This is a genomic window from Pseudomonas sp. StFLB209 (assembly GCF_000829415.1).
In the GTDB taxonomy this organism is placed as follows: domain Bacteria; phylum Pseudomonadota; class Gammaproteobacteria; order Pseudomonadales; family Pseudomonadaceae; genus Aquipseudomonas.
Genome location: NZ_AP014637.1, coordinates 5,407,515 through 5,422,442, shown reverse-complemented (window position 1 = coordinate 5,422,442; position 14,928 = coordinate 5,407,515). Strand labels below are relative to the sequence as shown.

At 61.0% G+C, this 14,928-nt stretch carries 10 protein-coding genes and 3 pseudogenes; 1 reads left to right on the top strand and 12 read right to left on the bottom strand.

The window, feature by feature from the left end; translation table 11 throughout:
* Positions 1 to 4: 4 nt before the first annotated feature.
* The 12 genes and pseudogenes from PSCI_RS30305 to PSCI_RS24060 all read right to left on the bottom strand — a co-directional run bounded on the left by PSCI_RS30305 (position 5) and on the right by PSCI_RS24060 (position 13,199).
* Positions 5 to 733: a methyl-accepting chemotaxis protein gene (locus tag PSCI_RS30305; RefSeq protein WP_442965480.1), complete on the bottom strand. Its 729-nt coding sequence runs from the start codon at positions 731 to 733 to the stop codon at positions 5 to 7.
* A gap of 129 nt (positions 734 to 862) precedes the next feature.
* A pseudogene (locus PSCI_RS30300) lies at positions 863 to 1,795 on the bottom strand (cache domain-containing protein); the annotation flags it as partial.
* A 433-nt stretch (positions 1,796 to 2,228) separates the two neighbouring features.
* Positions 2,229 to 2,825: pseudogene (locus tag PSCI_RS30295) on the bottom strand (methyl-accepting chemotaxis protein); the annotation flags it as partial.
* A gap of 261 nt (positions 2,826 to 3,086) precedes the next feature.
* Positions 3,087 to 4,019, bottom strand: a pseudogene (locus tag PSCI_RS30290) (HAMP domain-containing protein); the annotation flags it as partial.
* Positions 4,020 to 4,326: 307 nt separating this feature from the next.
* A complete protein-coding gene (locus PSCI_RS24095) occupies positions 4,327 to 5,115 on the bottom strand; it encodes an IclR family transcriptional regulator (protein ID WP_084710105.1) in 789 nt (262 codons plus the stop codon).
* 106 nt (positions 5,116 to 5,221) lie between these two features.
* Entirely contained in the window at positions 5,222 to 5,797 is a 576-nt protein-coding gene (locus PSCI_RS24090; protein ID WP_045491868.1) for a sarcosine oxidase subunit gamma, read from the bottom strand.
* Between the two features lie 2 nt (positions 5,798 to 5,799).
* Entirely contained in the window at positions 5,800 to 8,706 is a 2,907-nt protein-coding gene (locus PSCI_RS24085; RefSeq protein ID WP_045491866.1) for a 2Fe-2S iron-sulfur cluster-binding protein, read from the bottom strand.
* The gene (locus tag PSCI_RS24080) at positions 8,703 to 9,005 is read right to left on the bottom strand and encodes a sarcosine oxidase subunit delta (RefSeq protein ID WP_045491864.1); all 303 of its coding nucleotides are present in this window, start codon (positions 9,003 to 9,005) and stop codon (positions 8,703 to 8,705) included. Before PSCI_RS24080 ends, PSCI_RS24085 begins: the two co-directional genes overlap by 4 nt.
* A gap of 14 nt (positions 9,006 to 9,019) precedes the next feature.
* Positions 9,020 to 10,261, bottom strand: a complete 1,242-nt coding sequence (locus PSCI_RS24075) for an FAD-dependent oxidoreductase (protein ID WP_045491862.1) — start codon at positions 10,259 to 10,261, stop codon at positions 9,020 to 9,022.
* A complete protein-coding gene (gene folD, locus PSCI_RS24070; protein WP_045491860.1) occupies positions 10,252 to 11,157 on the bottom strand; it encodes a bifunctional methylenetetrahydrofolate dehydrogenase/methenyltetrahydrofolate cyclohydrolase FolD in 906 nt (301 codons plus the stop codon). The genes PSCI_RS24075 and folD overlap by 10 nt, the downstream gene beginning before the upstream one ends.
* Positions 11,154 to 12,020: a formyltetrahydrofolate deformylase gene (gene purU / locus PSCI_RS24065; protein WP_045491858.1), complete on the bottom strand. Its 867-nt coding sequence runs from the start codon at positions 12,018 to 12,020 to the stop codon at positions 11,154 to 11,156. The genes folD and purU overlap by 4 nt, the downstream gene beginning before the upstream one ends.
* 579 nt (positions 12,021 to 12,599) lie before the next feature.
* Positions 12,600 to 13,199, bottom strand: a complete 600-nt coding sequence (locus tag PSCI_RS24060) for a helix-turn-helix domain-containing protein (RefSeq protein ID WP_045491856.1) — start codon at positions 13,197 to 13,199, stop codon at positions 12,600 to 12,602.
* A gap of 282 nt (positions 13,200 to 13,481) precedes the next feature.
* On the opposite strand from PSCI_RS24060, the gene glnT reads away from it, so the two are divergent.
* Complete coding sequence (glnT, locus tag PSCI_RS24055) at positions 13,482 to 14,816, top strand: type III glutamate--ammonia ligase (protein ID WP_045491854.1); 1,335 nt, start codon at positions 13,482 to 13,484, stop codon at positions 14,814 to 14,816.
* Positions 14,817 to 14,928 lie beyond the last annotated feature (112 nt).

The following is a 14,928-nucleotide window of genomic DNA, read 5'->3' as shown; positions in this document are numbered from 1 at the left end:
CCAATCAGGTGCGAAAGCGCCGTACCAGTGCGTCGAGTTCGTCAGACAACGACGCCAGGCTCTGCGAGTCGGACCTTGCCGACTGCGCAAGCTCGACCACCAACTGCGCATCGCCATGGATCTGGCTGATATGCCGGTTGATGTCTTCGGCGACCTGATGCTGCTCTTCGGCAGCGGTGGCGATCTGGGTGTTCATGTCCCGGATTACATCCACCGACTCCCGGATCAGGCTGAAGCTACTGCGTGCCTGGCCGATCTTGCTCACCGACTGCTGCGACACCTGCAGGCTCGAATGCATTTGTTGCGCGACCGAGGCGGTACGGCTGGCCAGGTTGCCGAGCAAGGTGTCGATCTCGGCGGTGGAGTCGGCTGTGCGTTTGGCCAGCGCCCGGACTTCGTCGGCCACCACGGCAAACCCACGGCCTTGCTCACCGGCGCGCGCGGCTTCGATGGCGGCGTTGAGCGCCAGCAGGTTGGTTTGCTCGGCAATCGAGCGGATGGTGTCGAGAATCGACTGAATGTCGTTGCTGTCTTTTTCCAGCTGGCTCATGTCCTTGGCCGAGCGAGAGATTTCTTCGCTGAGCCGATCGACACTGTGCACCGCGTCGTCGATCTGCCGCTGGCCGTCGCGGGCCTGTTGCTGGCTGGTGTCGGCCGATTCGGCGGCCTGGCTGCAGGAGCGGGCGACTTCGTTGGCGGTGGCGACCATTTCGTGGAAGGCGGTAGAGACCATATCCACTGCCTCACGCTGACGATTGGCGGCGTCGGCCATGTCACCTGACACTTGGGTGGCGCTGCGTGAGGCCGCCAGAATACTGCTGGCGGCGCCGGCGATGTGCTGGATCAGGCTGCGGATCGCGCCCAGGAACTGGTTGAACCAGCCGGCCAGCCTGGCGGTTTCGTCATTGCCACGTACTGCCAGGGTCACGGTCAGATCGCCTTCGCCTTGGGCAATGCCTTCCAGGCCGCTGGATACGCCATTGATGGGGCGTACGATCAGGCTGGCGAAGCTGGTGCCGATCAGCGCAAAGACCACGGCCAATACGGCGGCAATCACCCCGATCAGCCAGGTCAGGTTGTTGGCCGAGGCCATGACTTCGTCACGCTTGATCAGGCCGATAAAGCTCCAGCCCAGTTGCGTCGACGGGTAAACGTTGGCCATGTAGCGCTCGCCATTGAGCTGCACTTCGCGCAGGCCCTGGCTGGCCTTGGCCAGTTCGCTGTAGCCGTCGCCCAGCTCCGCGAGCTTTTTGAAGTTGTGTTCCGGCTTGCTCGGGTCGACCAGCACATTGCCGTTGTTTTCCACCAGCATCAGGTAGCCGCTGTTGCCCAGCTTGATCTGCTTGACGATGGTGGTCAGTTGTTTGAGTGACACATCAATGTTGATCACTCCGCCCGGATTGCCCAAGGCGGTGGGGATCGCCCGGACGGTGCTGACCAGTACCGCGTCGTCGGCTGCCCAGTAATGCGCTTCGGTGCGCAGCGTCTTGTTCGGGCTGGCCATCGCCAGGCTGTACCAGGGGCGAGTACGCGGGTCATAGCTTTTCAGGTCGGGCTCGCCCGGACCAATCGCATAGCTGCCATTGCTCAGGCCAAACTGCACATAGGCATAGGCCGGGTGGCTCTTGATCAGGCGGCTGAACAGGTCGGTCAGTTGCCGGTCGGTGTCCGAGGCCGCCACGCTCTGAGCATCGGCGCTGACGTAGCTCTTCACATCGTTGCCGGCATTGAGCAGCAGCGGGTGGCTGGCCAGGTTATCAACGTTCTGGCTGATGCCTTCGAAAAACAGCTGCATGGCGTTCTCGACCTGGCGGATTTCCCGGCCACTGCTGTCGGTGAAGGTGTCGGTCGCTTCACTACGCAAATTGAGAATAACGATGCTGGCCACCACCACGATGGGGAGGCACGCGATAACCGCGAAGGCACCGGTCAGCTTTTGTTTGATGTTCATTCAGGCTCCAGATTGTTATTAGGACCGGGATGCGACCGCCGCTGTGCACGCAGGGTGGGTCTAGCCGCCAGAAAACCGGGGCTTGGCAAGTAACCGTCAGGGTCTCGGCCAATAAGTGCGATTCTTTAGCTTTTTTGTCTGATGGTATGCCAATTTTTTCTATCGGGGATCATTGGCAATGCTTGAACTAGAGGGGTTTAGGCGAAAACTGAGCGAGCGGGGAGGCCAGAAAACAACCAGGCGGCCTAAGCCGCCTTTTGCTTGAGCAGGGTAGCAATCAGGTGCGGAACTTGCGCACCAGGGTATCGAGTTCATTGGACAGCGACGCCAGGCTTTGCGAATCCACCCGTGCCGATTGAGCCAGTTCCACCACCAGCTGTGCATCGCCATGGATCTGGCTGATGTGCCGGTTGATGTCCTCGGCGACCTGATGCTGCTCTTCGGCGGCGGTCGCGATCTGGGTGTTCATGTCGCGGATCACATCCACCGATTCGCGGATCTGGCCGAAACTGGTGCGTGCCTGGCCGATCTTGCTGACTGACTGCTGCGACACTTCCAGGCTTGAATGCATCTGCTGGGCGACCGAGGCCGTACGGCGGGCCAGATTGCCGAGCAGGGTGTCGATTTCTGCGGTGGAGTCGGCCGTGCGTTTGGCCAGCGCCCGGACTTCGTCGGCCACCACGGCAAAACCACGGCCCTGTTCACCGGCCCGCGCCGCTTCGATGGCGGCGTTGAGCGCCAGCAGGTTGGTTTGCTCGGCAATCGAACGGATGGTGTCGAGAATCGACTGAATGTCGTTGCTGTCTTTTTCCAGCTGGCTCATGTCCTTGGCCGAGCGAGCGATTTCCTCGCTGAGCTGGTCGACACTGTGCACCGCGTCGTCGATCTGCCGTTGACCGTCGCGGGCCTGTTGCTGGCTGGTGTCGGCCGACTCGGCGGCCTGGCTGCAGGAGCGGGCGACTTCGTTGGCGGTGGCGACCATTTCGTGGAAGGCGGTAGAGACCATGTCCACCGCTTCGCGCTGGCGATTGGCGGCGTCGGCCATGTTGCCCGAGACCCGGGTTGCGCTCTGGGAGGCATCGAGAATGCTGTGCGCAGCATTGGTGATGTGCTGGATCAGGCTGCGGATGGCGCCCAGGAACTGGTTGAACCAGCCGGCCAGTTTGGCGGTTTCGTCATTGCCGCGCACCGGCAGGGTCACCGTCAGGTCACCTTCACCCTGGGCAATGCCTTCCAGGCCACTGGATACGCCGTTGATCGGCCGCACGATGAGGCTGGCGAAGCTGGCACCCACCAGGGCGAACACCACGGCCAGCACGGCAGCGATAATGCCGATCAGCCAGGTCAGGCTATTGGCCGAGGCCATGACTTCGTCCTGCTTGATCAGGCCGATGAAGCTCCAGCCCAGTTTGTCAGCCGGATAGACGTTGGCCATGTAGCGCTCGCCGTTCAGCTCGACCTTGACCAGGCCCTTGCCGGCCTTGGCCAGCTCACTGTAGCCGCCGCCCAGTTCACCGAGCTTCTTGAAGTTGTTTTCCGGTTTGCTCGGGTCGACCAGCACATTGCCGTTGCTTTCCAGCAGCATCAGATAACCGCTTTGGCCCAGCTTGATCTGCTTGACGATATTGGTCAGCGCCTTGAGCGTCACGTCGACGCTAACGACCCCGCCCGGATTACCCAGTGCATTGGGAACGGCGCGGACGGTGGCGACCATCACCGCATCATCGGCTGGCCAGTAGTAAGCGTCGGTGCGCACGGTCTTGCCGGGGTTGGCCAGCGCGGTCTTGTACCAGGGACGCACACGCGGGTCGTAGTTGTCGAATTTCTGGCCTGCTGGCCAGGAGGCGTAAGTGCCGTTGGCCATCCCGTAGGAAATGTATGAGTAAGAGGGGTGTGAAGTGCCCATGCGATCGAACAGGGCGAAGATCGCCTTGTCGGCCTCGCTGTCTGGCAGCGCCTTCTGCTCCGGTGTCATGTAGCTTTTCAAACCGTTGCCGGCGGTGTTGATCAGCGGGTTGGCGGCCAGGTAATCGATATTCTGGCTGATACCGTCGAAGAACAACTGCATGGCATTCTCGACCTGGCGGATTTCCCGTCCGCTGTTGTCGACAAAATCATCCGTGGCCTCTGTGCGCAGGTTGACGATAACGATGCTGGCGACAACGACAATCGGCAAACACGCGATAACCGCGAACGCCCCTGTCAGCTTCTGTTTGATATTCATTTTGGCTCCGGATTATTTTTATACATCGCAATTGAGCAACCGCTGATGCACGCTGCGTGCCGGTCCCAGCAAAACCGGTCAAAGCAGAAGTACACGTTAGTAACGTCGGCGTTGCGGTGGAATTCTTGAGTGGCTGATTGCGCTTAAATGTTTAAGCCAGCGGGCGTGTGTCCCGGTAACCCAGTTCACGGCTGATACAGGCGCTGGTTTCCAGCAGCAGGGTCTGAAAACGCTCCGTTGCGCCTTCAGGGTCCATCACGGCATCGGCCCCGGACAGGTTGATCGCCGCCGTCACCTGCCCGGTGTGATCGTGGATTACCGTGGCAATCGCGGTGGAGTAATCGGAGCGATGCACGACCCAGCCGCGCTCGCGGTCCTGGCGGATCATGCTTTGCAGTTCGGGTAATGTCCGCGGCGCGGGTGACGGGTAATCGTCCAGGCGAATGTGCTGGTACAGTGCCCCGAGCCGGGCATCATCCAGGGCGGTGAGCAACATGCGCCCCATGGCAGTGCAATGGCAGGCAATGCGCGTACCCACCGGAATGTTCACCGACAGGCGCTGGGCGGCAAATGCGCGATACAGGTACAGGCTGTCGGTGTGTTCACGGATGCTCAGGTGGCACGACAGCGACGTGCGGTCGCGCAAGGCATTAAGGTGTGGCATCGCCACATCGACGATGTCCCGGCTGGCAAGATAGCTGAAGCCATCGCTGACCACCCGCGCGCCGAGTTCGTAATGGCTGTTGAGTTTGTTCAGATAGCCCATGTGCGTCAGCGTGACCAGAATCCGGTAAATAGCCGAAGTGCTGACCTGCAGCCGCTCGGCGATCTCCTGAATGCTCAACGCCCGCACCTGGGCGTTGAACAGGCCCAGCACGCTCAAACCCCGGGCCAGGGCCGGGACCAGGTAATCGACGTCTTTGTCCAGAGGTTCGATCATGCAATCTCCAGGGTGATGCATTGGACCGTAGGAGCAGCTTTAGCAGCGAAGGCTTCGCAGCTAAAGCAGCTCCCAAGTCCTGTGTTTGCTGCGCGATCGGCCCTGCTCAGGAAAATTCGCCCATCGCATCGAGCAACGCCGCCTTGAAATACTCCAGCGAGCAGCGATCAAAGAGAATCTGCAAACACGCGGTGTGCGTGGCACCGACATTGATCACGATCACGCTGATCCGCGCTGCCGAGGTCTGGGCCACGGCGCCGGGGCCGAAAGCCTGGGGCCGCAGGTCGACGCCGCACAGCTTGGCCATCACCTCACTGACCGCGCTGCCCGACAGTTGCAGCCAGGCGTGGCTGTCCTGGCGTGGCAGCAGGTAGTTGGCGTGGTGATCCAGTTCCCAGCGGGCCTCTTCATCGGCAATCCGCTCGCCCTGATCGGCGGGGCTGCCCAGCAGCAGGTACTCGGTTTGCGACAGCCGTACCACATGGCTGCCATCGGCCTGGGTCACGGCACGGTTCGGTGCGTCTGGCAATTCAAAACCGCGCGCCGCCAAGTACTCGGCGCTTTGTGTGCCACGAAAGCCGACCCGCGGCAGGTCGGTCAGGTCGCTCAGGCTGCACAGCGGCAGGGCGTCGGCGCTCACCTGGCGCCGGGGGGTGACATTTTCAACAAGAAGGCTGGACATGTTCAAAGCTCCTGACGCTGGTTTTCAGGGTCGAAGAAAGGCAGTTGCACCACAGTGGCCTGGACCATCACGCCACCCTCGACGCGAATCGGGATCTGCTGGCCGGGCTGGCTCTGATCAAAACCTGCGTAGGCCAGGCCGATGATCTTGCCGAGGGTTTGCGAGTACTCGCAGGACGTCACGTTGCCACTGATGTCCGGGCCGCTGAGCACCAGATGGCCTTCGAGCGGCTGCGGGCTGCCCTCTGGCAAGGTGAAACCGACCAGTTTGCGCTTTTGCGGCTGCGCTTCGAGGATATCTATCGAGCGGCGGCCGACGAAAAACGGCTTGCTCCGACTGACCGCCCAGCCCATGTCAATCTCGCCGGGATGGGTCATGCCGTCGGTGTCCTGGCTGATGATCACGTGGCCCTTTTCCAGGCGCAGCAGGCGCTGGGTCTCGACCCCGAACGGCTTGATATCGTACTGCTTGCCGGCTTCGATCAGCGCATCCCAGAGCTGCACGGCATGCCGGGCCGGCACGTGGATCTCATAGCCCAGCTCACCGACAAAGCCGACCCTCAGCAGCCGCGCCTTGATCCCGGCGACCGTGCCCTGGCGCACTGCCAGATAAGGAAAACCGGCGGCAGACAGGTCGATGTCATGACACACCTTTTCCAACACGTTGCGTGAGTCGGGACCGGCCACATTGACCGCGCTGATCGCGGCAGTAACGTTGGCGATATCGACGTTCAGCCGCCACTGGGCATTCCACTTGAGCATTTGCTGATAGATACGGTCCACGCCGCTGGTGGTGGCGGTGACGTAGAAGTGCTGCTCGGCAAAGCGTGCGCATACGCCGTCGTCGATCACCGCGCCCTGTTCGTTGGTCATCAACGCATAGCGCGAACGGCCCACCGGCTGCTTGATAAAGGCAAAGGTGTACATCCGGTTCAGCAGCTCGGCGGCGTCCGGTCCGCGGATGTCCAGCCCGCCCAGGGTCGAGACGTCGATGATCCCGACCTTGCTGCGCACATGCCTGGCTTCGGCCTGCATGCAGGCATCGCGTTGTGCGGGCTGGCCATAGAACGCCGGACGCTGCCAGATACCGGCGGGCATCATTTTCGCGCCTGCCTTTACATGCCGGCTGTGCATCGGGGTCTGGCGGTACGGGTCGAAGCCGCGCCCGGCGACGTGCGCAAGTTTTTCCGCCTCGAACGGCGGGCGCGCGGTGGTGACCCCGGTTTCACTGATGCTGCGCTGGGTCGCAGCGGCGACCAGGCGTGCGGTCGGCAGCGCCGAGTGACGGCCCTGAGATGGACCCATGCCCACCGTGGAGTAACGCTTGACCAGTTGCACATCGCGGTAACCGATGCGCGTGGCATTGACGATATCGCGCACCTGCAGGTCTTCGTCAAAGTCGACGAAATCCTTGCCTTTGGGATGCGGGAAAATCGGCCAGGGGAAATTCACCTGTGCCTCGCCTTTGAGCGGCGCGGCCTGCTGGGTGGTGTGCAGGCCAAGGCTGGCAATGATGTCGAGGGCGGCGCGGGTGGCGTCTGCCAAGACGTTGTCCAGGCTGTGCTGGCCGTTTACGGAACCGGCAATGTTCAGATTGGCCGGCAGGCCGCTGAGGTTGAACCCGGCGCTTTGCTCGTCATAGGCGAGTTTGCCACCGGCCTGGCACAGCAATTGATAAACCGGCATATAGCCGCCTGACATACACAGCAGGTCGCAGTCCAGGGTCATGCCCGCACTGGCCACCTGACCCTGGCCGGTGATTTTGCGCAGCTCGACGCCATTGATGTGGCGCATGCCCTTTTCGTGCAGTGCTTCATACACGGTGGTGCTGGCGTGGCAAGTGATGCCGCGTTTTTCCAGCTCGATCAACAGGCTGCGGTCGGCTGGCTGGTTACGCATATCCACCACAGCGGCCACCTGCACGCCCTGATCATGCAGATCCAGCGCGGCCAGATAGCCATCATCGTTACCGGTGAGTACCACGGCGCGTTGGCCGGGCTTGACCGCATACAGCTTCATCAGCCGTTGCGCCGCGCTGGTCAGCATGATGCCGGGCAGGTCGTTGTTGCGGAAAATCACCGGCTGGTCGAACGAGCCGCTGGTGATCAGGCACTGCGTCGCGCGCACTTTATACAGGCGTTTGCCTTGAATCACCGGCAGGTAGTTGTCGGTGAACCAGGCGTTGCAGGTGGCGCTGTGCAGAATCCGGATGTTGGCGTGGCCTTCTACGGCCGCCACCAGTTCGGTGCGCAGTTGCCCGGCCCGCTGACCTTCAAGGTCAAAGCGCGCATACGTCAGCGAGCCGCCCAGAATCGGCTGCTGCTCGATCAGCAGCACCTTGGCGCCGGCATTGGCGGCGGTCAGCGCCGCTTGCAGGCCGGCGGGACCGGCGCCGATCACTGCCAGGTCGGTAAACAGATACGCCTTGTCGTAGTACTCGGGCTTGAAGCCGAGGTCCAGCACACCCAAGCCGGCTTTTTTGCGGATCGCCGGCTCCCAGACTTTCCACATGCCCTTGGGCTTATAAAAGGAGCGGTAGTAGAACCCCACCGGCATGAATTTGGAGAACTTGCCGAGCAGGGCGTCCTTGTCGTTGTCCAGTGAGCCGTTGTAGTTCTGGCCGCTGACCCGCAGGCCGTTTTCCAGGGCAAACGTATCGGCCAGCACGTTGGGCTCGCGGGGCAGTTGCACCAGGGTATTGGCGTCTTGCCCGGCCATGCTCAGCGGGCCGCGCGGGCGGTGGTACTTGAACGAGCGCGACAGCAGATGACGGCCGCTGGCGAGCAGGGCGCTGGCAATACTGTCGCCTTGCAGGCCTTCATAGGCCTTGCCATCGAAGCTGAAGGTCAGCGGCTTGCTGCGGTCGATCAGCAGGCCCATCGGGGCGGGCAGGCGGTTGGCGGTACTCATCCTGCAATCTCCTGAGTCTGTTGGGTGAATTCGACCCGGCTGTTGAACAGCTCGCGGGCATCGAAGGTGCGCACAATCTCGTCACTGCCGGTGTGGCGCTCGGCCAGAAACCAGTAACTCGATGGCGTGTGCATCCACCACTCGCGAACCACCCCCAAGGTATCTTCGCTGTTGAACACGTAGTCGGCCCACTGGGCATCGCTGCAGGTCTGCGGGTCGGGCATGGGTTTGAATTCGCCGCCGTAGGTGAATTCGCTGATGTTGCGCGGCCCGTTGAGCGGGCATGTCATGACTTTCATGTGTCGCTCTCCGCTTAGTGGCTGGCCGCCGTGGCGCCCATTTCGTTGACTTGCTGGAAGGTCGAGAAACGCTCCAGGCCAAATGGCTTGATCAGCTCCGGGACCTTGCCGCCACTGGCGACCAGCTCGGCCATGGTCTTGCCGCAGATCGGCGTGGCCTTGAAGCCCCAGGTGCCCCAGCCGGCGTCCAGGTAGTAGTTCTTGACCGGCGACAGGCCCATGATGGGGCTGTAATCGGGGGTCATGTCGGTGATCCCGGCCCACTGGCGCATCAGCTTGGCGTTGGCCAGAAACGGGAACATCTCGATGGCGTGCGAGAGCAGGCTTTCTTTCAAATCGAGCGTTGAGCGAGTGTTGAACAGCGGGTAGGGATCCGAGCCGCCGCCAAACACCACCTCGCCACGGCTGGTCTGCTGCACGTAACAGTGCAGCGCCGAAGAACTCACCAGCGGGTCGAGAAACGGCTTGAACGGCTGGGTGACCATCGCTTGCAGCGGGAAGGTCTGGATCGGCGAGCGGATGCCGGCCTTTTTCATCATTTGCGAACTCATGCCGGCCACCGCCTGCACCGCGCAGCCACAACGCACCGTGCCCCGGTTGGTCTTGACCGCCGTGATGGCGCCGTTTTCGATCACCAGTTCCTGAACGTCGGTCAGTTGATGAATCTCGACCCCGCGCTTGGCGGCCTGCTTGGCGTAGCCCCAGGCCACCGCATCGTGCCGCGCTGTCGCCCCGTCGATGTGCCAGAGCCCGGCGAGCACCGGAATATGCCCCGGATCAAGGTTCAGGCTCGGCACCAACTCGCGGATCTGCTGGCGGTCGATCATCTCGGTGCGCCCGCCAAAGTGTTTGTTGACCTCGGCGCGCTGGCGGAATGAACGCACCGTGGCGTCGGTATGCGCCAGGGTCAACTGACCCCGGTGCGAATACATGATGTTGAAGTCGAATTCATTGGACAGCCCTTCGAACATCCGTACCGATTCAGCGTAGAACTTCACCCCCTCGCTGGTCAGGTAGTTGGAGCGGATCACCGCCGTGTTGCGCGCAGTGTTGCCGCCGCCCAGGTAGCCTTTTTCCAGCACCGCAATATTGTTGATGCCGTGGTACTTGGACAGGTAATACGCGGTGGCCAGGCCGTGGCCGCCTCCGCCGATGATCACCACGTCATAGGCTGGCTTGAGTTCCTTGGGGGCCGGCAAGTCGACTTCCACCGGGTACTCCGAGCTGAGCCCGTACTTCAATAGACCTAAAGGCATACGGCCTCCTGCGGCTGGCTATGGGCGAGGGCACGCTGGCGTTGCTGCTGCGCGGCGATCAGGGTGTTTTTCATCAGAAAGGCGATGGTCATCGGCCCGACCCCGCCGGGCACCGGGGTGATGGCCGAGACCTGGGGCAGGGCGGCGTCAAAGTCGACATCACCGACCAGCCGGCTACGGTCGTGGTCCTGAATACGGTTAATACCGACGTCAATCACCACCGCGCCGGGCTTCAGCCAACTGGCATCGATCATTCGTGGCCGACCTACCGCCGCGACCACGATGTCGGCCAGTTGGCACAGCGCCTTGGCATCCTGGCTGCGCGAATGCACCACCGTCACCGAGCAGTGGGCCTTGAGCAGCAAGGCTGCCATCGGCTTGCCGACAATGTTCGAGCGGCCAATCACCACCGCGTGCTTGCCGCTCAGGTCGCCGAGGGTTTGCTCCAGCAGATACATGCAGCCGGTGGGGGTGCAGGGCGTGAGTACGTCACGGCCCTGGCTCAGGCCGCCAACGTTCTCGCTGTGAAAACCGTCGACATCCTTGCCCGGATCAATCGCCTGCAAGGCGCGGGTTTCTTCAATGTGTCCGGGTAACGGCAGTTGCAGCAAAATGCCGTTGACTGAAGCGTCGTTGTTCAACTCGGCGATCAAGTCCAACAGCCGGGCCTGCGGGCAATCGGCTGCCAGCCGGTACTCGATGGAGCGAATCCCGCATTCCTCGGCGCGTAGAATCTTGTTGCGCACATACACCTGGCTGGCCGGGTCTTCACCGACCAGAATCACCGCCAGCGCTGGCTGGATGTGATCGGCCTTGAGCATCAGCACGTCCTGTTTGACCTGCTGCAGCACCCGGGCGGCAGCGGCCTTGCCGTCGATCAGTTTTGAGCTATTCACCGGAAGATCACCGTTCTGTCAGTGTTGAGAAAGACCCGGTGTTCAAGGTGATAACGGACCGCCTTGGACAGCGCCACGGTTTCTGTATCACGGCCGATGGCGACCAGGTCATCAGGCAAATAGGCGTGGTCGACCCGCTGTACTTCCTGCTCGATGATCGGCCCCTCGTCCAGGTCGCTGGTCACGTAATGGGCGGTAGCGCCGATCAGCTTCACGCCACGCTCATAAGCCTGGTGATACGGCTTGGCACCTTTGAAACCCGGCAGGAACGAGTGGTGGATATTGATGGCGCGGCCTGAAAGTTGCTTGCACAGATCATCGGAGAGGATCTGCATGTAGCGCGCCAGCACCACCAATTCAGTACCGGTCTCGTTGACCACCTGCATCAGCGCCGCTTCCTGAGCGGCTTTGGTGTCTTTGGTCACCGGCAGGTAGATAAACCGGATGCCCTCACGCTCGGCCATCGGCCGCAGATCGAGGTGATTGGAGACAATGGCGGTGATGGTCATGTGCATCTCGCCCTTGTGATAGCGATACAAGAGGTCGGTCAGGCAATGATCGAACTTGCTGACCATCAGCAGCACCCGCATCGGCCGGCTGCTGTCATGCAGCTCCCAGTCCATGTCAAAGCTGGCCGCTACATCGCTGAACCCCGCCTTGAGCTGCTCGATGTCACCGGCGTGACCCTCATTGAAGCGAAACACCGCGCGCATGAAAAAACGCCCGCTGAACTCATCATCAAACTGCGCCATTTCACCGATGTAGCAAGCGTTACCCGCCAGATACGACGTCACCGCCGCGACAATCCCGGACGTCGCCGGACAGCTGATCTTCAGGATGAAATGGTTCTTTTCGTGTTGCATGGCACGTCCTCGGAAAATGGCGGCAGCTCAACGCAGAGCGAAAAAATTCAGCAGTAAATTCTGGTTTTAAGGGTGAATAAAAATTCCCCTAAGGAATTAAATATTCGTCTTGGCGAATTTATAGGTGAAAGCGGACGGGCCGTCCAGAGAAATCTGGAAAGAATATTTCTTGTGGGGAAAGTCGCGCCGTGGGCGCGGGCGGCAAGCGGTAAGCTTCAAGCGGCAAGAAAAAAGCCTAAGCCAGGCTCCATTTGCTTTTGCTCTTCGAACCGAGATGGTCCAGACGACGCCAATCGCGACTTGGGCGCTGGCCGGGCGGCGATTCGCTTTAGCCGCGAAGGCTTCCCGGCTAACGCCAATACATTCACTTAAGCACTGTATGCCCCCGGTGGGAGCTGGCTTGCCGGGGTGCCGGACCACAGCGAAGACGGCGGCACAGTCGCAGCAGATGCTGTGACTTTACTGGCCCCTTCGCGAGCAGACCGGGGCGCCGGCCGGCTCTTCCCACCGGGTCCGTGTCTGCTGCGCGACAGCGCGGCGCCGAGGCGGCGGGCGATCTCCTACACAGAGGCGAGCGGCTTACTCGCCCTGCGCCCCATAGTTCATGATCGACAGCAACCGGATCGGCACTTGCACCAGTTGCTCCGGCCCATGCGGCACCTCACCGTCGAAGGTCAGGCTGTCGCCGGCTTCCATTCGGTACAACTGATTGCCATGCCGGTAAATCAGCTCGCCCTCCAGCAAATGCAAAAACTCGGTGCCCGGATGCGAGAAGGTCGGAAACTCTTCGCTGGCGTCATCCATGCTCACCATATACGCCTCGAAACTCTTCTTTGGCCCACGGGTGTGGTTAAGCAAATGATAGGTATGGCCCTTCTCCGTACCGCGGCGCACCACCTCCAGCCCTTCATCCTTTTTGACCAGCAACGCCGTGCTGCCCTGCTGATCGTACTGGCTGAACAGTTTCGACATCGGCATGCCCAGCACATCGCATAAACGGCCCAGGTTATCCAGGCTGGTCGACACCTGGGCATTCTCGATCTTGCTCAACATCCCTTGGCTGATGCCGGCGATGCGCGCCACATCCGCCAGCTTGAGTTCCTGGGCCTGGCGCTGGCGTTTGATCTGAATGCCGATGTACTGCTCCAGCTTGAGCTTGGGGGTGTCCGATTGAGTCATAGGCTGTGCACGGTTTCCGTTCAATAATTTTTATTTCGCACTGAGAATGTGCAGCGACGTTCGTATGGCTGTTTTGCCGGTGAAATATTCGCGGTGGGAAAACAAGTTTCCCATATATACAGAACAAAAGGCTTGATCAAAGGTTTTTTAGCCCTGCTTGAAAAACTGGCAAGGGCATTGCATTCCTGTAATGAAAGTAAGTTTCCTGATCGGAATAAGTGCTTCCGGCAGCGAAACAGGGGTTCTTCTTTCAAGCCGCTTTCGTCACAGGAGTCACGCTCTATGTTGCCAACAGAAACACAGCGTCTGATCCAGGAGCACGGCATCAAGTACGTGCTGGCTCAGTTCGTCGATATTCACGGTTCGTCCAAGACCAAATCGGTGCCGGTCAGCGGCCTGGAAATGGTCGCCGAGAGTGGCGCCGGTTTCGCCGGGTTCGCCATCACCGGTATGGGCATGGAGCCGCACGGTCCCGACTTCATGGCCCGTGGCGACCTGTCGTCACTGGTACCGGTGCCATGGCAGCCCGGTTATGGCCGCGTGGTGTGCATCGGTCATGTTGAAGGTAAACCCTGGCCTTATGACAGCCGCTACGTGCTGCAACAGCAGGTCGAGCGTCTGAGCCAGCGTGGCTGGACCCTCAACACCGGGCTGGAGCCTGAGTTCAGCCTGTTCAAGCGTGATGCCGCCGGCCACCTGCAACTGGTCGATGCCAGCGATAACCTCGACAAGCCTTGCTATGACTACAAAGGCCTGTCGCGTTCACGCGAATTTCTCGAACGTCTGACCGAAGCCCTGCAACCGGTGGGCTTTGACATCTACCAGATCGACCACGAAGACGCCAACGGCCAGTTCGAGATCAACTACACCTACAGCGACGCGATGGAGTCGGCCGACCGCTTCACCTTCTTCCGCATGGCCGCCGGCGAGATCGCCAACGACATGGGCATGATCTGCTCGTTCATGCCCAAACCGGACCCCAAGCGCGCCGGTAACGGCATGCACTTTCACCTGTCGATCAGCAGCGCGACCAACAAGAACCTGTTCCACGACGCCAGTGACCCAAGTGGCATGGGCCTGTCGAAAATGGCCTACCACTTCGCCGCCGGCCTGCTGGCCCACGGTCCCGCGCTGTGCGCGTTCGCGGCCCCCACAGTCAACTCCTACAAGCGGCTTGTGGTTGGCAACTCGCTGTCGGGCGCGACCTGGGCGCCGGCGTTCATTGCCTTTGGTTCCAACAACCGCTCGGCCATGGTTCGCGTGCCCTATGGCCGCCTGGAATTTCGCCTGCCGGACGCCGGCTGCAACCCGTATCTGGTCAGCGCCGCGATCATTGCCGCCGGCCTGGACGGTATTGATCGCCAGTTGGAAGTCCCCATGGTGTGCAACGAAAACCTTTACAAGCTCGGCCTTGAAGAAATCGCTGCGCGCGGCATCAAGACCCTGCCGCAATCGCTCAAGGAAGCCTGCGACGCGCTGGAGGCCGACCCGCTGTTTGCCGAAGTGCTGGGCCCGGAAATCGTCGGCGAGTTCATCAAGCTCAAGCGCATGGAATGGGTGGAATACAGCCGCCACGTCAGCGACTGGGAAGTGAAGCGCTACACCGAGTTTTTTTAAGCGACACGTTTAAAGCCGCAAGCTGCAAGCAAAAGCAGAGTTGCGGTGAGTACACGACTTTCTATCAACACGGTCAGCTTGAAGCTTGCAGCTTAAAGCTAGCCACTGCCGA